The sequence below is a fragment of the Polaromonas sp. genome (assembly GCF_043778355.1).
Lineage (GTDB): Bacteria > Pseudomonadota > Gammaproteobacteria > Burkholderiales > Burkholderiaceae_C > Polaromonas.
Map to the genome: position 1 here is coordinate 14,354 of NZ_JAYWHI010000019.1, position 21,354 is coordinate 35,707.

Below are 21,354 nucleotides of genomic sequence, written 5' to 3' on the forward strand. Positions count from 1 at the left end.
GTCCGGGATAACAGCTTTTGGCTTCGGCAAGTGCCGTGGCCCTTAACACCCGACCATTTTTATCGGCGTCGCCGCTTCCGATCACAGACCAGACCCGTCCGGCGCGGCCGCCGCATTGCCCACCAGACCCAAAGGAAACCCATGGCCACCCAACGACTAGGACTCATCATGCACGGCGTCACCGGACGCATGGGCATGAACCAGCATCTGATCCGCTCCATCGTCGCGATCCGCAAGCAAGGCGGCGTGACACTCTCCAACGGCGACAAGGTGATGCCCGACCCGATCCTGATCGGCCGCAACGCCGAAAAGATGGAGGCCCTGGCCAAGGCCTGGGACATCGCCCGTTGGGCCACTGACCTCGACGAGGCGCTCAAAAACAAGGACGACACCCTCTTCTTCGACGCCGGCACCACCCAGATGCGCTCGACCTTGCTGGCCAAGGCGATACGCGCCGGCAAACACGTCTACTGCGAAAAGCCGATTGCCACCAACCTCAACGAGGCTGTGGAAATCGCGCGCCTGGCTGAAAAGTCCGGCCTGAAACACGGCGCAGTGCAGGACAAGCTCTTTCTGCCCGGCCTGCGCAAGCTCGACATGCTGCGCCGCGCCGGCTTCTTCGGCAAGATGCTGTCGGTGCGCCTGGAGTTTGGCTACTGGGTGTTTGAGGGCGACCTGCAACCGATTCAGCGCCCGAGCTGGAACTACCGCACCGAAGACGGTGGCGGCATGATCCTGGACATGATGTGCCACTGGCGTTATGTGCTGGACAACCTGTTCGGCGAAGTCAAATCCATCTCCTGCATAGGTGCCACCCACATCCCCGAGCGCTGGGATGAAGCCGGCAAGCCCTACAAGGCGACGGCCGACGACGCCGCCTACGCCACGGTTGAACTCATCGGCCACAACGGCGAGCCTGTCATTGCGCAGATGAATATGTCCTGGGCCACCCGCGTCAACCGCGAAGACCTGGTCACCTTCCACGTCGACGGCACCCACGGCTCGGCCGTCGCTGGCCTCTCCTCCTGCAAGGCCCAATCGCGCGTCAACACGCCGCGCCCGGTCTGGAACCCGGACGAGAAGCAGACCATGAACTTCACCCAGCAGTGGCAGGACGTGCCGGACACCCAGATCTACGACAACGGTTTCAAGATCCAATGGGAGCACTTCATCCGCCACGTGGTCGACAACGAGCCCTACAAGTGGACGCTGCCTGAAGGCGCCAAGGGCGTGCAACTCGTAGAAGCCGCGCTCGAAAGCTGGAAAGAGCGCCGCTGGGTGGACGTACCCACGCTACAAGTTTGATAGCTGTATCCCCATATCCGACATGGGCTGGAGCCCGATTTGATACATAAACAGGTGATTTCATGGCTTTGACGCTTTCCCTGCCCATCGCTGCGGGTAGCCTGCAGCCTTACACGCTGCGCGGCACGACACTGGTCCGGCCAACGGCTGGCGTAGCCTTCAACCGCATCGCCTACTCGGCAGCACATGTGGTGGCCGACCCGCTGGCAGTCAGCGACCCCTGGGTGAACTGCGCCATCGACTGGGACAGCACCATTGCATACCGCCGCCACCTGTGGTCGCTGGGCCTGGGCGTGGCCGAAGCCATGGACACGGCGCAGCGTGGCATGGGCCTGGACTGGCCGACTTCGCTGGAGCTGATCCGCCGCTCGCTGGACGCCGCGAAGGATATGCCTGGCGCTCTCGTCGCCTCGGGCTGCGGCACTGACCATCTGGTGCTGGATCGCGTCAGGACGGTTGACGAAGTGATTGCCGGTTATGAAGAACAGATGGCGGCAATTGAAAAACTCGGCGGCAAACTGATCCTCATGGCCAGCCGCGCGCTGGCACGTGTCGCCAAATCGCCGGCCGATTACGAACGGGTCTACGACCGCATCCTGAGCCAGGCGAAACAGCCGGTGGTGCTGCACTGGCTGGGCGAAATGTTTGACCCGGCGCTGGCAGGCTACTGGGGCAGCAGCCATGTCGAAAAAGCCATGGACACCGCGCTGGGCATCATCAATGCCCACCCCGACAAGGTCGACGGCATCAAGATCTCGCTGCTCGACAAGGACAAGGAAATCGCGATGCGCCGGCGTCTGCCTTCAGGCGTACGCATGTACACCGGCGACGACTTCAATTACGCCGAGTTGATTGCCGGTGACGGGCACGGCAGTGAGCTGTTCCACGGCCAGAGCGATGCGCTGTTGGGCATCTTCGACGCGATTGCACCGGCCGCCAGCGCCGCGCTCGGCGAGCTGGCGCAGGGCAACATCGAGAAATTCCACGCCATCCTCGGCCCGACCGTGCCGCTGTCGCGCCACATCTTTACCGCGCCCACGCGCTTCTACAAAACCGGCGTGGTGTTCATGGCCTGGCTCAACGGCCACCAAAGCCACTTCACCATGGTCGGCGGCCAGCAGAGCACACGTTCGCTGCAGCACTTCGCCGAGCTGTTCCGGCTGGCCGATGCGGCCGATTTGCTGGAACAACCGGAGCTGGCAGTGCGGCGCATGAAGACGCTGCTGGCGCTTCATGGTGTCGAATGACTGTCATTGCGGGCCTGACCCGCAATCCATGTCGGCACACCACCGTGGATGCCGGATCGAGTCCGGCATGACAGGACTTTGACAATGCGCGACTTTTCCACCGACCACCGCTGGCTTTCCATCAACACCGCGACCGTCCGCAAAAGCCGGGGGGCCGAGCAGCCGCTGACCGACATCATCGAAGCCTGTGTGCAGCGCGGCATCCGGGCGATCTCGCCGTGGCGCGACCAGGTGGCTGCCGCCGGTCTGCCGGCCATCTCGAAACTGGTCAAGACCCATGGTTTGGCGCTCTCGGGCTACTGCCGCGGCGGCATGTTCCCGGCTCTTGATGCCGCCGGCCTCAAAGCCGCGCGAGACGACAACCGCCGCGCGGTGGACGAAGCCTGCGAACTCCAGGCCGCCTGCCTGGTGCTGGTGGTCGGCGCCCTGCCGGGCGCGCTGGCCGGCCAGGCCGCGCACAAAGACCTCGCGCTGTCGCGCAGCCAGGTCAGCGACGGCATTGCTGAACTGCTGGCGTACGCCAAGGCCAGCAAGATGCCGCTGGCCATCGAGCCACTGCACCCGATGTACGCCGCCGACCGCGCCTGCATCAACACCATGGAGCAGGCGCTGGATCTTTGTGACGCCCTCGATCCGGCCAAGAGTGGCGCCTTGGGCGTGGCGGTCGATGTGTACCACGTCTGGTGGGACCCGAAACTCGAAGCGCAAATCAAACGCGCCGGCAAGGACCGGCTGCTGGCCTTCCACGTCTGCGACTGGATGACCCCCACCACCCATCTGCTTGAAGACCGCGGCATGATGGGCGACGGCGTGATCGACATCCCGCGTATTCGCGGCTGGGTCGAAGACCAGGGTTTCGCCGGTTACAGCGAGGTCGAGATTTTTTCGTCGGGCAACTGGTGGCAGCGCGAGTCCGCCGAGGTTTTGGACACCTGCATTGCCAGGCACCGCAGTGCGGTTTAAAACCCGCGATGCACCCGTGTTTTTGTGCGGGCCGTCCATCACGGCCGGCCCCCTGTGATACGGTAAGCACATGAGACGCCGCGACCTCCTGCAACTTGTTCCCACACTCGCCGCAGCGAGCGCCTTTGCACAAACCCCTGCCCAGCCGCAAATCCTGACCCGGCCCATTCCCTCCTCTGGCGAGCAGATCCCGCTGATCGGACTGGGCAGCTGGATCACTTTCAACGTCGGCAATGACACGGCGGCACGCGCGCAGAGCGCGGAAGTCATGCGGCAGTTTTTTGCGGCCGGCGGCAAGCTGATCGACTCCTCGCCAATGTACGGTTCCTCGCAGGGTGTGATCGGCGAAGCGCTGCAAAAATTGCAGGCCCAGGCCAAGGTGTTTTCAGCGGACAAGGTCTGGACCTCGTCGGACGGCGCGACGCAGATCGAAGCCTCACGCAAACTCTGGCAGGTACCGCGTTTTGACCTGCTGCAGGTTCACAACCTGCTGGCCTGGGAGAAACAACTGCCATTGCTGCAGGCCATGAAAGCCGCCGGACAACTGCGGTATGTCGGTATCACCACCTCCGAGGGACGGCGCCACAGCGAGTTCGAGCAGCTCATGCGCAGCCAGCGCATCGACTTCGTGCAGCTCAGCTATAACCTGCTGGACCGCGAGGCCGAGCAACGCCTGCTGCCGCTGGCGCGTGAACGCGGTATCGCGGTGCTGGTGAACCGGCCGTTTCGCGAAGGCGCGCTGCTGCGCCAGTTGCAGCGCCAGCCGCTGCCGGCGTGGGCGGCCGAGATCGACTGCACCAGTTGGGCGCAAGTCGCACTCAAGTTCATCGTTTCGCACCCCGCCGTGACCTGCACCATCCCCGCCACGAGCAACCCGGCCCACCTGCGCGAAAACATGGGCGCAGCGCGCGGCCGACTGCCGGACGCAGCCTTGCGCCAGCGCATGGCCGAACACGTGGCGAAGCTCTGAAATGCCGGAGTGGTGGACCTACACGTTGTCGGACTTCCTGATGTTCTCGCCCAGGATCTACTGGCGGATGGTGGAGCAGTACAACCGCGACTTCTGGCCGCTACACGTTCTTTTTCTTGCAGCCGGCCTGGCCGGGATGGGACTCGCTGCGTCCGGGCGCGCCCTCGGCTTTCGCTGGATCGCGTGCGGACTTGCTGTCGTCTGGTCATGGGTCGGCTGGGCCTTTCTCTGGGAGCGATACGCCATCATCAACTGGGCCGCGCAGTACATGGCAGCGGCCTTCGCCGTGCAGGCGCTGCTGCTGCTGGCCGCAGGCCTGATGTGCAGCAGGACTGAAACGACGCCCGGTACGGCCGCGCGTATGTCCGGCGGGCTGCTGGCCAGCGCCGGGCTGTTGTATCCCTTGCTGGGCATGGCCCTCGGCCGCCCGTGGGTTCAGGCCGAAGTTTTCGGCATGACGCCGGAGCCAACCGCGCTGTTCACACTGGGCCTGCTGTTGCTCAGCGGACAACCGGCCTCGCGCGCGTGGCGCTTTCTGCTTTTCCCCATTCCCCTGCTTGGCCTGCTGCTGGGCGCGGCAACCGGCTGGACCTTTCTGAATTGAACACATCCCCATGACACTGCGTGCCACCGCCGCCGCCAACCGCCGCGGCATCATTTGCATGGTGGGTGCCATGGGCTGCTTCGTCACCAACGACGCGCTGGTCAAGTTCGTCAGCCAGAGCCTGCCCAGCGCGCAACTGATCTTCATCCGCGGCCTCATGTCGGTGCTGCTGGTGCTGGCCGTGGCCCACGCGCTGGGCGCCACGCCCCGCCTGCGCGAAGCCGCGCGCGGTTGGGTGGCGGTCCGCGCGCTGGTCGACGCCATCGCGTCCATGCTCTACCTCAGTTCGCTGTTTCACCTGCCGATTGGTAACGCCACCGCCATCAACCTGGCGGCGCCGCTGTTCATGACGATGTTTGCAGCACTCTTCATGGCCGAGCGCGTGCGTGGCGCACGCTGGATCGCGGTTGGTTTCGGCTTCCTCGGTGTGCTGCTGGTGATCCAGCCGCGTGCGGAAGGCTTCAACGCCTGGGCGCTGGTCTGCCTGCTGGGCACGCTGTTTCATGCCGCGCGCGACCTGATGACGCGGCGCATCCACGCCGGCATTCCGTCCATCCTGATCACGCTGGCCACGGCCGTCGCAGTCACGGTGCTGTCCGGTGTGAGTTCCCTGTTTCAGGGTTGGCGGCCGTTCGGCCTGTTCGAGCTCGGGCTCCTGGCCCTGGCCTCTGTCTTTCTCACGGGGGGCTACTACTTCATCATCAGCAGCATGCGCCACGGCGAGATGACGCTGGTCGCGCCCTTTCGCTACAGCGGCCTGCTATTTGCGCTGGTGCTGGGTTATGCGATCTGGGGTGAGGTGCCGAACGCTTTGGCCTGGTTCGGCATCGCGCTGCTGATCGCCTCAGGCCTCTACGTGCTGGTCAGTGAAAAACGGCGCGCGCCCGAGCCCCCTGCGGCGCTGCCCGACTGAAGCAGCATGGCTCGGCTGTCCATCAATTTCATGGCCTCATCGCCCGAGGTCGCGCGCCGGCTGATAGGTGCCACCCTGCTGGTAGAGGGCGTTGGCGGGATCATCGTCGAGACCGAGGCCTACGACCGCGAGGATCCTGCCTCACACAGCTTTTCCGGCCCCACACCGCGCAACGCAGCCATGTTCGGACCGCCGGCGCATGCCTATGTGACAGCCCTGGCGCTTCGGGCTGGAAGGCTCGCGGTTCTTGAGCCGTCCATTTCGCGAGGTTTCAGCAACCAACGGGGGAAACCGTGTTGCAGTTCGTTCACCGAAGTACGACGGCACTCTTGAGCAACGCGACCAGCTCCGTCTGCCGACTGGTGTTCGTTCTGGAAAAAATACTCTTCAGTTGACTGCGGACTGTCTCAAGACTGACATCCAACTCGCTGGCCGCTTCGCTGAGAGTGGCGCCTCTGAGCAGTAACTGCGCAAGGCGGCACTCTGCGGGGGTCAACGCGTACATCAGGGAAATTGCCCTGATCTGCGGGACCGTGACGCTGGTCGGGTCAGATATGGTGAGCACAAAACGGTCCGCCCCCTCCAGTTGCAGCAAGGTCTGGTGAGCTTGCAATTTGCGCAGGATCAGCTGCAGCGCGGCCTTGCCCGACGGACGCACGGCAATCATCGCGGCATCGGGCCCCGTTGGGTGGGCCGTAGACCCCGGTGCGGGCCCAGGCAATGCTTTGCTGCGGTCCAGCATGACGCGAAAGCGGCGCTGAGAGCCGATGTCCTGCAATTGCAGGCGGTCCCCCTTCAAGGTGATGCCATCTGCACTTCGCAAAAACTCAAACGCGGCGTCGTTCGCAACAACCACCGCACCCTCGGCATCACATACCAGCGCGGCGTATCCCATTGCATTGAGCAGCGCCCGTATCATCGTCCACTGGTCGTGCACCGCCATGTTGCCGCGCTACAGTTCAAGTGCTCGCTGCCAATGCGGTGTCAGACGCTCAAGGACTGCCAGTGCCGCACCCTCCAGAGGCAGTTGCTCGACCCCACTGTGGATCCCGATCATCCCGATGGGCGAGCCGTTGTCAAAGATGCGCGTTCCGGTGTTCCATCGCAAGTCGTAGGGGATGAGGAAGTCCTGGTAAAAGGGAAACTTCTCGACCAACCCGGGAGGGATATAGCGATGACATTGGAACCACTCGCCGACAGGCGAGGTCATGCCATATTGGGCGCGCGGGTCTACGACCCCGTAGCGTTCAACATAGTCGAAGTCCGCCATGGGAGACGAGCCGGTAGTCACCGCCATGACGGCGGTTCCGCGCTTTCTTTCAACGATGGTAAGAGAGCCCGCCTTCGCTGAAACAGCGGCAACCGTCGCCGCCAACGCCTCCTTCAGCAAAACTGGATCACGCGCAGCTTCGTAGATCAGTCCCAGCAAGCCATCGTACGAACGAATTGCCGGCGCGGAACGCACCACGTCCACCGAAGGCTCCCATTGCGCTTGTGTCATCGATATCACCTCTCGCAGCAATGCCGCATCCCCCGTTCGGGTGAAGACGCCTGCGCCACTTGTCGCGAGCATAGGCATACATTTTTTTACATCTCGGATTTCAACATGATGAGCGCCAAACAGTTATCCCGTATCCGCGCTACCCCTTCCGGGGGATTGGGCAAAAGCCTGGTCGCACCAATACTGGCTGCATGAACTTAAACCGAGGATCCGGTGTGCTGTCATCCACCACTTGGATTCCCGCCAAACACCGTTCTGTAAAACCAGTTGCCCCATGAACCACGATTCGCACCCGCCCACCGTTCTACACACCACGACACCGCCATGACCCTGCTATCCGCTGCAATCCCGATCCAGCCGACCGGACTGCAGGCCGGCGTCCTGGCTGAGATCCAGCGCCTGTGTCGCGCCAGGGGGCCACAGCCGCACGAGTACGGCACGCTGTACGACTACTCCGCGCACTTGCAAGAGCAACTCCGTGCGGGCGTGATCGGCAAGCTTGAAATCGCAGCGCTGCGGGACGCATTCGGCCCCGCAATGGGTGCTGGCACCGTGCAGGGGCGCGCCTGGCTCAAGGCGCACGGATATGCTGGCGACTACCAGATCATCGACGACATTTACACGCAGCGTGTGTCCGAAGACCCGATGCTGCGGGGTTGGGACGAGTTTTTTCATGCAGGCCTCGCGCCGCAGGCCGTACGCAACCGCAAGGGCTACTTCAAGCAGTTGCTGTCGCGGTACGTTGTAAAGCACACAGGCCCCGGGCCCTTGCGGGTTCTGAATGTGGCATCAGGGCCTTGCCGCGATGTGGCAGAGTATTTCGAACAGTCGCATTCGGCGCCAGTCCACATCACCTGCCTGGACCAGGACGCCAATGCCATTGCGCATGCACGTCGGCTGTGCCGGCCATTTGCGGACAGCGTGGACTTTGTGCAAGGCAATGCGCTCAAGTTTTCAAGCGAGCGCAAATACGACCTGATATGGAGCGCGGGCCTTTTTGACTATTTCAACGATGAGTGGTTTGTTACCGCGCTCAAACGCCTGGCCAGAGCGCTGACCCCAGGCGGCAGTCTCGTCGTCGGCAATTTCTCGCCGTCCAACCCCCAGCGCGCGTACATGGAAGTCTTTGGGGAATGGGTGCTGCACCACCGCAGCACTGAGCAACTGCTGGCGCTGGCAGAGCGGGCTGGCCTGCACGACGCAGTCATTGGGCAGGAGCCGTTAGGAATCAATCTTTTCATCCACGCGCACGCCGGGGCTCAGGTCGCATGAATTCTCTCGAAGAGCCGGGGCTGGGCTTTGCAGATATCCGCGCCACGATTCCAGCCCGATCGTACGAGCGAAGCGTCACTTGGGCGCTTTCCCTTGCAGCGGGAACGCTCGCCCTGTATGGCGGGTTGACCTGGCTCACCTATCAGACGGATTCACTGATTCTGCTGGCGGTGCTGGCAGTGGCAAGGGGGCTGGCGGTGGGTCCGGTGTTCATCGTCGCGCACGACGCCTGTCATGATTCGCTTTCGCCCTCGACGCGTCTGAACTATTGGCTCGGTCGTCTTTGCTTCCTGCCCAGTTGGCACTCCTTTACAGCGTGGAAGGTCAGGCACAACCATCTGCACCACCGCCACACGAATATCCTTGAGCTCGACCCGGGATACGCGCCGGCTTCTCCGGCGCAGTACCAGGCTTGGTCGCCGGGACAGCGCCTGCGCTATCGTCTCTCGCGCACACTGCCGGGCGCCGCGCTCCTGTATTTGCCGGAAGCACTGAAGGGACAGATTTTTCCCTCACGCCAGTTGCGCGAAGAATTTGGCCGTATCGATGCACGATACACGATGGAGTGGCTGTGCGTCTGGCTCTGGATCGCCGTGGAACTGGCCTTGTTCAGCGGCCTGGCGGCCGCCGTGGGCGCAGTTCCGCCATCACCCCAACCGGCCCTGGCCTTGGTCGGCGCATTTTTGCTTACTCATTTGGCGTGGAATTGGCAAATGGGTTTCACAACCTTCCTGCATCATTTTCATCCCGACATCGCCTGGCACAGTGAGAAAGATGCCCCGCCCGCACCGCAGCGGCAGCTGGAATGCACCGCCCACGCCGACCTCGGCACTGCAATGCACTTGCCGATGCTCAACATCTTTGTTCACACCGCCCACCACGTGGACACGCGCATTCCGCTGTACCGGCTGCAAATAGCGCAGCGAGCCCTGGAGCAGCAGTTTGCGCCGCAAGTAGCGCGCTGGAAGTTCGCTCCCGCCACCGCGCTACGCTGCTTTCGTGAATGCCAGCTCTGGGACCCTGCCCAAGGGCAATGGCAAAGTTTTCACCACGCTTGTGGCAAGTCGAATTTTCCTGCTTCCTTGAAAGCCGCCGATGAATGACCTGACTGACGCTTTGCACCTGAGTGGCGACGTTTTCCAGTACGCCAGTGCGCCAGGCCGCCACCTCCTGAACCGCCTGCAGCCGCTCACGGCCTGGTCGAACGACCGCTTGCACAACGAAGTGGAGGCCTATTGCAAGGTCACGCATGGTCGAATCCAACCGCGAACCAGCGCTCAGGACCGGGGAGGCCGGCGGATCACGGGTGTGAACTTTGCGTCGCAGGACTACCTCAGCCTGGCCAGTCACCCTCAGATTGTTGCGGCTGCGCAGCACGCGGCGGCAAGCCGCGGAGTTCACTCTGCCGGGTCGGCTGCACTGATGGGTCTGACCGATTTGACGTTGGAGCTGGAGCGCGAAATCGCTTCATGGCTCGGCTACACAGATGCCACTGTCTTCCCGACCGGATGGGGCGCTGGCTACGGCGTGATCAAGGCGCTGGTACGCCCCACCGACCACGTAGTGATTGACATGTTGGCCCATGCCTGCCTGATGGAAGGTGCGCAGGCTGCCACGCCCAACGTTCATGCCTTTGCCCACCTCTCCGCGCGGGGGCTGGAAACACGCTTGGCCAGGGTGCGACGCGACCACCCCGACGCGGGCATCATGGTGGTGACTGAATCGCTTTTCTCCATGGATTCGGACACGCCAGACCTGCGCCACGCCGTGCGCGTTTGCCGGGCGCACGGCGCCACGCTGGTCGTGGATTGCGCGCACGACCTTGGCTGCATGGGCACCGACGGCCTGGGTCACCTTGCGGCGCAAGGCGTTCTGGGCGAGGTCGATATTGTGATGGGCTCGTTCAGCAAGACTTTCGCATCCAATGGCGGCTTTGTCGCCAGCAGCCACCCGGCGCTCAAGCTGGCGCTTCGCTACACCTGTGGACCGCAAACTTTTACCAACGCCATGTCGCCGATCCAGGCGGCGGTAGTGCTGAAGGCCCTGGAGATCGTGCGCTCTGATGAGGGTCGGGAACGGCGGGTTCGCTTGATGGACAACATCAACTATCTGCGCAGCCAGTTGGCAGACTGCGGATTCGTGACACTGGGCGCACCCTCACCCATTGTGCCCACGATGCTGGGAGACAGCGCGCTGTCGCGTCTGATCTGCGGTGAGACCCTGCGTGGCGGCGGCCTTGTCAATCTTGTGGAATACCCCGCCGTATCTCGCAACACCAGCCGCCTGCGCCTGCAGGTGATGGCCGACCACAGCGAGGCGGACATCGACGAGTTCTGCGCGATTCTGCGCGGTGCGGTGCCTTTGGCGCAAGCGGCGCTTGAGCTGGCGCTTCGACCGGTTGAGGCGTTTGCTGCATGAATGGTTTGAAACAACGCGCAATCGGCGCGCTCTGGCCCATCTTCATCGGCGCGATGGCGGGCACTGCTGCGGCCGGCTTCCTGTTGGACTGGACTGGCCTTTCCGGACACAGCTACCTGGCCTTTCCAAGATGGCTTTTCGCTGTAACCCTGGGCGGCGTAGGTGGCGCAGCACTGGGGCTACTGGTAACCAGCCCGCCCCAAGGCGGCTGACCCGCCGCCCATCCCCTGTTTGCGGTACATTCGCACCGTTCCCCGCTGCCACAATCGGCGACTGGAGCTAAACGGAGTTGTATGGGTACCAGCGTGTTGATAGTAGAGGACGAGCCCGAGTTCCTGCGGCGTTTTTCAGACGCGGTGATGGCCGAACCTGCGCTAGAGCTGGCCGGGGCGGTGTCCACGGTGGCCGCGGCGCGCGCGCTGATCGATGGGGTGGCCCCGCATGTGGTGCTGACCGACCTAGGCCTGCCGGATGGCCACGGCATCGAGGTGATCCGGCACGCCATCGCCCGCAACCCGCAATGCGACGTGCTGGTGGTCACGATGTTCGGCGACGACGGCAACGTCATCGACAGCATCGCCGCCGGAGCCACCGGCTACCTGATGAAAGACGCCCTGCCCGAGCACATCGCCACGTCCATCCTGGAGGTGCGCGCCGGCGGCTCACCCATCAGTCCAGCCATTGCCCGCCGCGTGCTGCAACGCTTTCGCGTCGCCCCACCGGCTACCGCTACTGGACATGCGGCAGCGCCGGGCCCTGCATCGCAACAGCAGCAGACGCCGCTATCACTGCGCGAGACTGAAATCCTGCGCCTCGTTGCCAAGGGCCTGAGTTTCAGGGATGTGGGTGAAATCCTGGCTATCTCGCCGCATACGGTGGTCACCCATGTCAAGCGGGTTTATCAGAAGCTGGCTGTTCATTCCCGAGGCGAGGCGGTCTATGAGGCGAACCAGCTGGGCCTGCTGTAGTTTCTGGCTGCTGTTGGTGCTGTGCGGCAACGCCAGCGCCCAGCCGCAGCAGCCTGTCAGCCCGGCAACGGCGCAAGTATTCCCCTCGGACTCCGCCACTCCGCCGCCCCCGGATGCGGCCTGGCGCAGTGTCGCGCTGCCGCACTCGGAGCCCGGCGCCGCCTGGTACCGGATGGAATTCCAGGCGCCGGAAAACCGCGCGGAATCCTGGGCGGTTTATCTGCCCTACTTCTACGCGGGCGGCGCACTTTACCTCAACGGGTTCCCCCTGGCAGAGGTGGCGCAATCAGACGACGCCTCGGTCGTCCGCTGGGAGCGCCCCTTCCTGCTGCCGGTGCCTGATGCAATGCTCAAGACTGGTGCCAACGAACTTCTGGTTCGCGCGGCGGCTAGCAGCAGCAGCCCCAACAGCCGGCTGCCGGCGCTCAGCATGGGACCACAGGCGCGGCAGCTTGCGGCCTACGAAAACCGGCGCTTCTGGGCGCGCACCATGCCGCAATTCACGGTAGTGGCCTGCACGCTGGTGGGGGTGCTGGTGCTGTTCATCTGGTGGCGCCGGCGGGAGGAACTGCTGTACGGCTTGTTCGGACTGGCCGCACTGCTGTGGGGTGCACGCACCCTGACCTTCATCGTCGAGGTGCTTCCCGCCGGATGGTGGGGTCCGTGGCGGATGTTCTATCACAGCGCCACAGGCGGCTTCGTCATCGTTCTGATGATCTTCGCTATGCGACTGGCCGGTAGTGTGCGCCCCCGGACGGAGCGGGCACTGCTGGCTTACTGGTTACTTGGGCCGCTGAGCTACGTGGCCGGCGGCGGCAGCGAAGTTCTGGCAGGCCGCATCTGGGCCGCAGGCCTGATCCTGATCGGGATGAGCATGGTTGTCTTCAGCGCCTACGCCGCGTGGCGTCACCGCCAGCCATCCACCACGGCGCTGGGTCTGGGCCTGGCGGTTGCCGTGGCGGCGGGCGTGCACGACTACATGCTGGCCAATAACACGCAGTGGTTGCAAGCGGCAGTAGGGCACTGGGCCAGCCAGCGCTTCTTCCTGCTGCACTACGCCGCCGACCTGCTTCTGCTGATCATGGGTGGCATCTTGAGCGGGCGCTTTGTGAAGGCGTTGCAAGACCTTGAGCACCTCAACCGCACCCTGGAGTCGCGCGTGGACGAGCGGGAGCAGGCGCTGGCGCTCAAATACGAGCAGGTACACCGGCTTGAGAAGCAGCATGCCGCAGACGACGAGCGGCAGCGCATCATGCGCGACCTGCACGACGGCCTGGGCTCGCAGCTGTTTGTCACGTTATCGCGCGTTGACGCAGGAACCATAGCGCAGGAAGGCATCGCGCAGGCCCTGCGTGACTGTATAGCCGACATGCGGCTTGCGCTGGAGGCGATGAGTCCGGACAGCAACGATTTTCTGGAAGCCTGGAGCAACTTCCGCTTCCGATGGGAGCGTCAGTTGGAAATGGCCGGGATTGCATCAAGCTGGCAAGTGGAAACACCTGATGGCATGCTCACGCTGGCGCCGCATGCGGGGCTGCAGTTGCTGCGCATTGCCCAGGAAGCCCTGACCAACGTGCTGAAGCACGCCGGCGCAAAACATGTGCAAATAAATCTGCTGGCGCAGCCTGGCGAGGTACGCATGGAAGTGCAGGACAACGGCGCAGGCATGCTCGGCAACACCCGACCGGGGCGCGGCCTGGACAACATGCGCTCGCGCGCCGCACGCCTGGGTGGCGGGATCGAGCTTGCGCCTGCCCACCCCGGCACGACGCTGCGCCTGCAGTTTCCTCACCTTTCTGCCCTGAGCGCCTGACTCCACAACCCCGACGGAGAAATTACGAATGAGCCAGATCGACCTGCAAATGACCGTGCTCGAAGACATCGAGCCGCCTGTTCTGCCCATCACCCTGCACAGCACCCCCAGCGGCGACTCGCCCGTCACCGGTAAGCTGAGGGCCGGCGAAACCGTCATGAGCAAAGAACTCGACGATTTATCCGGCTGCTGGGTGAAGGTGGAAGCCGAGGGTGGCGGGGGCTGGTGCCATCTGCGTGACCTGGTGCCCACCGCAGCGGCCGGGCTACCCTGGATGCCGTGGGCCCAGCGCCAGGTGGGCGTGAACAACAAGACCCACAAGAGCCGGATCGAGGAGTACATCCGCAGCGTGAGCAGCTCGCTTGCCATGGACAAGGATTGGTGTGCCTGCTTTATGTACTGGTGCATGAAACAATGTAATAAACCGCGTGTCAAAACCACCTTCGCCAAGGAGTGGAAAGCCTGGCCCGGCGCAGCATTGCGCAATGGCCCCGGTCGCATCCCCGAGGACACCAAGCCCGGCGACATGGCCATCGGCGAGCGGCTGCTGAAAGGCGGTAAGCTCGGTCATATCGCCTTCATCATTGCCTGGGAACAGGACCCGAAAGATCCGTTCAAGGACCGACTGCTGCTGCTAGGCGGCAACCAACGCATGGACCCGCGGGACCAGGACAAGGAGGGTCTAAAGAGCGTGCGTTACACCTGGTACCCGCGAGAGAACAAAGAGCCATACGGGAAATTTCTGTACACGCTGTATCAGCCGACGGTCACAAACGGCGACTGACAGGTAAGCGGGCGGTTAGGCGGTTGGCATCCTCTGACGGCCAGCGCTGCGTCGGCAGTGCACCATAAAGGCGGTATCTGAATGCCACGTCGAATCCCCTTTTTGGGGGATGGCAACGTCGGGCTAGCGTGAAACCATCTGCGCATGGCAAACAGTGGCGCTACCGACCCAAGCAAGACAGTCTCAGCGAATAGCGTACGCAAAGCGTGCGGCATGCTGCTCGTCAGCGTATGCCTCTGCGTGGCGACATCCGGCTGTGCTTCCGCCTACACCGATGCCGATGGCGCGACCTACTACCTGGGCCTGGTCCGCCTCAGTCCGATGCCCGCCGCCCAAACCCTCGACACTCGAATTTTTTCGATCAGCAGCGTCGGCCTTCGTGCCGGCGCCGGAGTCTCGCTGGGTGCTCATCACGAATTGTCTGTATCGATGCCGCCCGCATGCCGTGTCGTCGTTTTCAGCCAAGGTAACTCGAAAAGCACACTTTCTGCGAAATCAATAACGCCAGAGATCAAGGAGGGGATATGCGTCATCTCACAAGCCGAATAGGCCTCGTCATCGCAAGTGTGCTGCTTGCCGCCTGCGGGTCATTGCCGCAGCACAACAACACAGTGATCTTCTCCGTCAAGCGGGATATTGGTCTGGGAGTTGCAACACCTTCTGCCACGGATCCGGGAGCATCGATCACGCTGGGCTACAGGGAAAGGCAACTCGCCTGGGTGCCGGTCTGGGCTAACGGCGTGAATGGCCCTCTTCCTTGCGATGCATCGTCGAAAAAGACCGTCACGACCAACCTGGCCACGGGGAACCCAGACAAGGACCCGAACATAACAACCGTTACGGATGCCACGGGGTTTGAGCAGGTCAATTGCAACAAGGGCCCCAAGCTGCTCGGCGACGGCGACTCGGCCAAAGGCAACAAGAGCAGCGGACAGCGTACCAGCGATTCGCACGACGCCCTCTCGACCTTTGCCAGCTTTGGCGGCGACCTGGGCGCCAATGCAAGCGCTAATCGCAACGGCGGCGACGTCCGAGGCCGCATCGCCAGCTTTTTTGCCACGGGAATCGCCGCGCAGTACCTTGCCAAGCAGACTGGCCTGGTCAGTAACGTGTTTTCAGACAAGAGTATGAAGCACGACGACGTCAAAGACCCGTCCCAGGATCAGCTCGAACAGATCACGAAGTTCATTGCGATCGCGGAGGATGAAAACGCCAAATCTGACAAGGTGATTGAGGCTTGCGTGACCGCGCTTTCAAAGCGCGCGGATGTCAGCAAGGACGCCGCGACGAAGCTGAATTCGATTTCACGCGTTAACGCCAAAGAGTGGGTCGCCCAGTTTTACAAGAGACGGGGCGACTTCGAGGCCGAACTGCCCTTTCTGGGTCGTGCCGCCAGTCGGATGACCGACCAGTTCAAAGTTCAGACAAGTTCGGAAGGCAGAGAAAAAGTCAGAGCCACGCTTTGTTCAGTCACCTGACCCACGGCCAGTCATGTGCCGAACTCCGGTGGTAGGTCTGTGAACAGCGACGCTGCCTCGGCCCCCAATGAACCAGTTGCCACCAACCCCTTCAACCAGGAGATGAAGATGAAACACCTAGCAATGTTTGTCACAGCCGACACCCTTCACGTTCGTAAGGATCCCGGTGGTGAATCGCTAGGATTCGTACACCGTGGTTCCGAACTCTCTGCGACAGAGATCGACGCCACGGGTTGCTGGGCCAAGGTGAGTGGCCCAGCGATAAATGGTTGGTGCCATTTGAAGCATCTCATGCCGGTTGGTGCCGATGTTCCCCCGTGGCTGGCCATCGCGCAACGCGAAGTCGGTGTGAAAGAATTGCCCGGAAGCGGGCATCATCCGCGCATCCTGCAATACATGGCCACGGTTGACAATCTCTCTGGTAACAATGCATCCAAAGACGAAACCGCTTGGTGCTCCTGCTTCATGAACTGGTGCATGGAGGCAAGCGGCTACATCGGTACGAATTCAGCGATGGCCCTTTCCTGGAACCAGTGGCGCAACGGCAAGCCGCCAGACCCCGATAAGGCAAGATTGGGCGATATCGCGGTAGGAGAAAGGGTTAGCGCCAAAAGCGGATATGGTCACGTGGCTATTTTTGTGGCCTATGACCCGGAGAAAAAACGCCTGCTTCTATTGGGGGGCAACCAGGACAACGCCGTGCGCTACTCCTGGTACCCGATTGCCCAGACCAAGCCCTACGGCAAATTGCTCGGCTTTCGCTCGCTCTGACGCGCAAGTGGCCAGGCCGGCGCGAGCCGCGTGCGGCGCACCTTGCGCACATTAAATGCGCTCAGCACCAGCAGGCCCTGGGTGGCGATCAGGCCCAGCCAGACGCCGCGGTACTGGCCATGGTCCATCAGCGTGCCGAAGAACAGCGGCGCGACCGCCTGCCCGATGTCCAGCCCCGAATACACAATGCCGTAGACGCGGCCGGTGGCGTTTTCAGGGGTTGATTTCTTGACCAGCAGGTCGCGTGAGGGCCCCGAAATGCCGGTGGCAAAGCCCATCACGCCGAACAGCGCCGGCACCGCCAGCGCCGGCACCGGGCCGAAACCGATCAGCAGCGCCACCAGTGCGGCCACGCCGAAGCCGATGCCAACCACCCGCTCGCAGCGCGCCGGATCCGACGCCAGAAAACCTCCCAGCACCATGCCACCCGCACTGCACACCATGTAAACCGTCAGGCACATGGCCGCCAGCGTCATCGGCACGCCGTGTAGTTTTCGCGCCGCTTCCGGCGCGAAGGCCTGCACCACGCTGATGATCACGGCATACAGAAAGAAGAACAGAAAACACATCCAGACCGCCGGTATGCGCAGAAAGGCAAAGCTGCTTTCGGCAGCCGCCTGCGGTCCCGCCGGCTTGGCCGGCGCGACCGGGAGGTCGAACTTGCTGCCGTTGAGCATCAGCACGACCAGTACGCCAAAGGCCAGCGCGCCAGCAGCCATCAACGCCACGCGCCATGAGAACAGCAGGGCCAGCGGCACCAGCAGCGCCGGCGCCAGCGCCCAGCCCAGGCTGCCGGTGATGCCGTGAAAACTGTAGGCATGGCCCAGGCGCGGCGCACTGACCTTGCGGTTGATCAGCGTGTAGTCCACCGGGTGGAACACGCCGTTGCCAATGCCCGCAATCACGGCAAAGGCCGCCAGCATCCAGTAGCTGGTGCTGGCCGCATAACCGAAGGCCGCAATACCCAGCAGGCTCAGGCCAACGAACAAGATCGGCCGCGGTCCGAAACGGTCGACGATAAACCCCGACAGCGCCTGCACCGCGCAGGACACCACGAAAAAAATGGTCATCAGGAAGCCAAGCTGCGCATAACTCACGGCGAACTCGTCCTTGAGCCAGGGAAACAGCGGCGCCAGCAGCAACTGGCTGAAGTGGCTGATCATGTGCGCCAGTCCCACCAGGCCGATCACACCGGCGTCCTGGCGCAGGCTGACCGGGTTGAGGGCGGGTGGGTTCAGCGTGCTTGTGGTGCTCATGGCGTTATCGTAATATCAACTCGATATTCCTGAATGCGACAAAAAGACATGTTTTAGCGAATTTCAGCCAAACCATGCCCCGCCCTTCCAGCCCCCTCCCCGCACGCCCGGCCCTGATCTCGGTGGACGGCATCAACGCCTTCACGCCCAGCCCGGCGCGCCCGGTGCGGGTACGTGCGCGCAGCATGCCGGCCGACACCCACTTCAAGCCGCACCGCCACGGCTGGGCGCAACTGGCCTACTGCGCCAGCGGCATCCTGCAGGTGACGGCATCCGTACCGGACGAAGTCACCTACATCGTGCCGCCTTCACGCGCGGTGTGGATCGCGCCCGGCGCCCTACACGCCATCAACGTGCTGGAGGCGGCCGAGTTCCGCACGCTCTACATCCATGCCAGGGCCACGCCCGCCGGCTGGCAAGGGTGCCGGGTCATTGTGGTGTCGCCGCTGCTGCGTGAAATGGTGCTCGCCCTTGACGCGCATGACGGCCCGCGCCCGAGCGCAGCGCGTGAAGCCATGCTGAGCAGCCTGCTGATCGACGAGATCACCCACGCCGACACCCAGCCGCTGGGCGTGCCGCTGCCGCATGCCGAACACGGCGACAAGCGCCTGCGCGCCTTGTGCGAGGCGGTGCTGCGCGCGCCGGCTGAGCGCGCCACACTGGCCGAATGGGCGGCCGACATGGGCGCCAGCGAGCGCACCATGGCACGCTTGTTCCGCGACGAACTCGGCACCAGCTACCAGCAGTGGCGCCAGCAGGCCATCCTGGCACACGCACTGCCGCTGCTGGCACGCGGCACACCGGTCAGCCAGGTGGCCGCGGCCAGTGGCTACGCCAGCGACAGCGCGTTCTCCGCGATGTTCAAGGCCGCCATGGGTCAGTCGCCGAGTTACTTTCAGAACAAAAACGGGCTGTAGCCCTTGTCCTTATTGCGTAGGCAGCTATTTATTTCATAGCGTTTCCGCACCCCAACCCCTGCATTGCGACAAGCAGCTACCATGGGCTGATGAACACCTCCAGCAACTCCGTCCAGACACGCACGACATGGCACAGGGTCGCCGGAGCTCTGGCGCTGGCCCTTCTTGCGGCCACAGGCCCGGTACCTGCCCAGGCACAAGCCCCCGCAGTCAGTGCCAGCCAATCGGGCCTGTTGCGCGACATCAACGCCGTGCGACAGCAGGGCTGCGAGGGGGAGGCCGGCAAGTTACCGCCCCTGCGCGAAAACGCCGCCCTCTCGGCCGCTGCCGCGCGCCTGGCCGCCGGTGACAGGCTGGACGAGGCCATGAAATCTGCCGGTTACCGCGCGGTGAGCGGCGCGCAGATCATCCTGCGCGGTGCGGGCGCCACCCAGATGACACGCAATACGCTGGGCACCTCATGCAGTGTGCTGACCCAGGCCGATCTGACAGAAGCCGGCTTTCACCGGCAAGCCGCCCAGACATGGATTGTTGTGGCCCTGCCCTTCCTGCCCCCCGGCGCTGCGCAGGCCGACGAGGTGCAGTCGCGTTTGCTGACCCTGGTCAACGAGACCCGCGCCACGCCACGCAACTGCGGCAGCGCGTCGTTTGCCGCCACCCGCCCGCTGCGCTACAGCGCCAAACTGCAGGCCATCGCCGCCGCCCACGCCGCCGACATGGCACAGCACAACTACTTTGACCACGTCGGCCGCGATGGCAGCCATGTGGAAGAACGCGCGAGCAGCGCCGGCTACCGCTGGCGCGCCATCGCCGAGAACATCGCCGGCGGCCACACCCGGGTTGAAGCCGCCATGCAGGACTGGCTGGGAAGCGCCGAGCACTGCGCCAACCTGATGTCGCCGGCCTACTCCGAGATGGCGACTGCCTTTGCAGTCAACAACAGCAGCAGCGCGGGCATCTACTGGGTGCAGGTGTTCGGGACAGCCAGATAAGGCATGAGGGCGCCGCCGGCGCAGCTCAGACCCGAGCCTCGCGCCTGTCTACACTGGCGGCCATGACCGCCATTCCTTCAGAACCGCACCTGCGAGACCAGCTTGCCTGCTTTTTCTGGAGCGGCGACACCCTGCGCAGCCGCAGCGTCAGCGACACGGTGTTGTCTGGCGCTGTCGAGGTCCCAGCGCCCCCAGCCCGGCTGAGCGCAGACTGGGAACGCGAGATCGCGCAGCAGTTGCAACTCGAAGCCGGCGACGTCGAGCCCCTTTCACTGCCACGCGCGCGCATGCGCTGGCCGGACTACAGGCACTGCGTGCAGGCGGTGGCAGACTGGACGCGCGGCCTCGCCCGCGGCGAGCTGCTTGCCGCTTCGGACGTCGCGCTGATGGCCTGCCGCGGCGCGAAGTACCACCATGACGGCGCGCAGTATGGCGCCATGGCGTTTTGCAACCTGTTCCTGAGTGAAGACAAGGGCCTGGACCTGCATTTCCCCGCGGCGGGCCGGCGCATTCCATTGAGGCGCGGCACCGTGGTGATTTTCGATACCGGGCAGCCGCACGCCGTCATTGACCGCGGCAGCAGCAGCTTTGACGCGACGCGCTTCGGCCCCGGTTGCGACTGCAGCCAGATCTTCCTGAGTTGGGAGCTGCCCGTGGAGGACCCCCATGTCGCTCACGCGCTGGGCATCCGCTTCGACGTCGACCCGGGCTCGGCCACGCACCTGGATCAACCGCAGTTGCGGCTGAATGGCGCGCCTGCCGAAGTCTCAGCCGCATCGGGCTTGTGGGCTGCACCCGTGCAGATTCCTTGATCCGACAGCTACGAAACATTCCACGGGTCTGTCCGCAAACACATCTTCAATCGGCAAAAGATTCCAGTGGTGGATTGCAAAACACTTATGACCCGTGTGAAGAATCGCCGAGGTGATTTCCGTTTGTAGCTCCCTCGCTCCGTCGTGGTGCAGCCGCACGATCCGAGTGCAGTTTGTGCGGATGTCATATCGAACCGGCACTGAACCAGTGATCCAAGCGAGGGGAATTTCAACTTTTCCTGCACAAACAATCAAAAAAAGTGAGCTTTGTTGACGTTTGGTGCACCAATTCGATATCCAGGCGCGTTGACGATGCCCCGACAAAACAGGGGGGGTCGAGGCGAGACTTCAAGAAACTCTTTACGAACCA

At 63.3% G+C, this 21,354-nt stretch carries 22 protein-coding genes and 1 pseudogene; 20 read left to right on the top strand and 3 right to left on the bottom strand.

Annotated features, from left to right (window positions below; all coding sequences use genetic code 11):
- Positions 1–141: 141 nt before the first annotated feature.
- The 7 genes and pseudogenes from ACH2CW_RS02955 to ACH2CW_RS02985 form a co-directional block, all read left to right on the top strand.
- A complete protein-coding gene (locus tag ACH2CW_RS02955; RefSeq protein ID WP_395055358.1) occupies positions 142–1,305 on the top strand; it encodes a Gfo/Idh/MocA family protein in 1,164 nt (387 codons plus the stop codon).
- A 62-nt stretch (positions 1,306–1,367) separates the two neighbouring features.
- The gene (locus ACH2CW_RS02960; protein WP_395055359.1) at positions 1,368–2,552 is read left to right on the top strand and encodes a dihydrodipicolinate synthase family protein; all 1,185 of its coding nucleotides are present in this window, start codon (positions 1,368–1,370) and stop codon (positions 2,550–2,552) included.
- Positions 2,553–2,636: 84 nt separating this feature from the next.
- The gene (locus ACH2CW_RS02965; RefSeq protein WP_395055360.1) at positions 2,637–3,515 is read left to right on the top strand and encodes a sugar phosphate isomerase/epimerase family protein; all 879 of its coding nucleotides are present in this window, start codon (positions 2,637–2,639) and stop codon (positions 3,513–3,515) included.
- Between the two features lie 70 nt (positions 3,516–3,585).
- The gene (locus ACH2CW_RS02970; RefSeq protein WP_395055361.1) at positions 3,586–4,485 is read left to right on the top strand and encodes an aldo/keto reductase; all 900 of its coding nucleotides are present in this window, start codon (positions 3,586–3,588) and stop codon (positions 4,483–4,485) included.
- A 1-nt stretch (position 4,486) separates the two neighbouring features.
- A complete protein-coding gene (locus ACH2CW_RS02975; RefSeq protein ID WP_395055362.1) occupies positions 4,487–5,089 on the top strand; it encodes a DUF6064 family protein in 603 nt (200 codons plus the stop codon).
- Positions 5,090–5,099: 10 nt separating this feature from the next.
- On the top strand, positions 5,100–6,002 hold the full coding sequence (locus ACH2CW_RS02980) for a DMT family transporter (protein ID WP_395055363.1): 903 nt from the start codon (positions 5,100–5,102) through the stop codon (positions 6,000–6,002).
- 6 nt (positions 6,003–6,008) lie between these two features.
- A pseudogene (locus ACH2CW_RS02985) lies at positions 6,009–6,212 on the top strand (DNA-3-methyladenine glycosylase); the annotation flags it as partial.
- Positions 6,213–6,309: 97 nt separating this feature from the next.
- Here ACH2CW_RS02985 and ACH2CW_RS02990 read toward each other — a convergent pair.
- Positions 6,310–6,945 (bottom strand): helix-turn-helix transcriptional regulator, encoded by a 636-nt coding sequence (locus ACH2CW_RS02990; protein WP_395055364.1) that lies wholly within the window; start codon positions 6,943–6,945, stop codon positions 6,310–6,312.
- Positions 6,946–6,954: 9 nt separating this feature from the next.
- A complete protein-coding gene (locus ACH2CW_RS02995; RefSeq protein ID WP_395055365.1) occupies positions 6,955–7,503 on the bottom strand; it encodes a hypothetical protein in 549 nt (182 codons plus the stop codon).
- Between the two features lie 324 nt (positions 7,504–7,827).
- On the opposite strand from ACH2CW_RS02995, the gene ACH2CW_RS03000 reads away from it, so the two are divergent.
- From ACH2CW_RS03000 to ACH2CW_RS03045, 10 genes are all read left to right on the top strand, one after another.
- Positions 7,828–8,775 carry a methyltransferase domain-containing protein gene (locus tag ACH2CW_RS03000; protein ID WP_395055366.1) on the top strand — a complete coding sequence of 316 codons (948 nt, stop codon included), beginning with the start codon at positions 7,828–7,830 and terminating at the stop codon, positions 8,773–8,775.
- Positions 8,772–9,878, top strand: a complete 1,107-nt coding sequence (locus ACH2CW_RS03005) for a fatty acid desaturase family protein (protein WP_395055367.1) — start codon at positions 8,772–8,774, stop codon at positions 9,876–9,878. The genes ACH2CW_RS03000 and ACH2CW_RS03005 overlap by 4 nt, the downstream gene beginning before the upstream one ends.
- Positions 9,871–11,193 (top strand): aminotransferase class I/II-fold pyridoxal phosphate-dependent enzyme, encoded by a 1,323-nt coding sequence (locus ACH2CW_RS03010; RefSeq protein ID WP_395055368.1) that lies wholly within the window; start codon positions 9,871–9,873, stop codon positions 11,191–11,193. Before ACH2CW_RS03005 ends, ACH2CW_RS03010 begins: the two co-directional genes overlap by 8 nt.
- Entirely contained in the window at positions 11,190–11,405 is a 216-nt protein-coding gene (locus ACH2CW_RS03015) for a hypothetical protein (RefSeq protein WP_395055369.1), read from the top strand. Before ACH2CW_RS03010 ends, ACH2CW_RS03015 begins: the two co-directional genes overlap by 4 nt.
- An 81-nt stretch (positions 11,406–11,486) precedes the next feature.
- Positions 11,487–12,161, top strand: a complete 675-nt coding sequence (locus ACH2CW_RS03020; protein ID WP_395055370.1) for a response regulator — start codon at positions 11,487–11,489, stop codon at positions 12,159–12,161.
- Positions 12,133–13,974 carry an ATP-binding protein gene (locus ACH2CW_RS03025; RefSeq protein ID WP_395055371.1) on the top strand — a complete coding sequence of 614 codons (1,842 nt, stop codon included), beginning with the start codon at positions 12,133–12,135 and terminating at the stop codon, positions 13,972–13,974. Before ACH2CW_RS03020 ends, ACH2CW_RS03025 begins: the two co-directional genes overlap by 29 nt.
- Before the next feature lie 28 nt (positions 13,975–14,002).
- Positions 14,003–14,758, top strand: coding sequence for an SH3 domain-containing C40 family peptidase (locus ACH2CW_RS03030; protein WP_395055372.1), 756 nt, complete (start codon positions 14,003–14,005; stop codon positions 14,756–14,758).
- A 213-nt stretch (positions 14,759–14,971) separates the two neighbouring features.
- A complete protein-coding gene (locus ACH2CW_RS03035) occupies positions 14,972–15,307 on the top strand; it encodes a hypothetical protein (protein ID WP_395055373.1) in 336 nt (111 codons plus the stop codon).
- Positions 15,283–16,236: a hypothetical protein gene (locus tag ACH2CW_RS03040; protein WP_395055374.1), complete on the top strand. Its 954-nt coding sequence runs from the start codon at positions 15,283–15,285 to the stop codon at positions 16,234–16,236. The genes ACH2CW_RS03035 and ACH2CW_RS03040 overlap by 25 nt, the downstream gene beginning before the upstream one ends.
- Before the next feature lie 108 nt (positions 16,237–16,344).
- Positions 16,345–17,007 carry a TIGR02594 family protein gene (locus ACH2CW_RS03045; protein WP_395055375.1) on the top strand — a complete coding sequence of 221 codons (663 nt, stop codon included), beginning with the start codon at positions 16,345–16,347 and terminating at the stop codon, positions 17,005–17,007.
- On the opposite strand, the gene ACH2CW_RS03050 is transcribed toward ACH2CW_RS03045, so the two are convergent.
- Complete coding sequence (locus ACH2CW_RS03050) at positions 16,974–18,263, bottom strand: MFS transporter (protein WP_395055376.1); 1,290 nt, start codon at positions 18,261–18,263, stop codon at positions 16,974–16,976. The genes ACH2CW_RS03045 and ACH2CW_RS03050 overlap by 34 nt on opposite strands.
- A gap of 74 nt (positions 18,264–18,337) precedes the next feature.
- On the opposite strand from ACH2CW_RS03050, the gene ACH2CW_RS03055 reads away from it, so the two are divergent.
- From ACH2CW_RS03055 to ACH2CW_RS03065, 3 genes are all read left to right on the top strand, one after another.
- Positions 18,338–19,180: an AraC family transcriptional regulator gene (locus ACH2CW_RS03055; RefSeq protein WP_395055377.1), complete on the top strand. Its 843-nt coding sequence runs from the start codon at positions 18,338–18,340 to the stop codon at positions 19,178–19,180.
- Positions 19,181–19,269: 89 nt separating this feature from the next.
- Positions 19,270–20,172, top strand: coding sequence for a CAP domain-containing protein (locus tag ACH2CW_RS03060; RefSeq protein ID WP_395055378.1), 903 nt, complete (start codon positions 19,270–19,272; stop codon positions 20,170–20,172).
- 62 nt (positions 20,173–20,234) lie between these two features.
- Positions 20,235–20,984: a hypothetical protein gene (locus tag ACH2CW_RS03065; protein ID WP_395055379.1), complete on the top strand. Its 750-nt coding sequence runs from the start codon at positions 20,235–20,237 to the stop codon at positions 20,982–20,984.
- Positions 20,985–21,354: the final 370 nt, after the last annotated feature.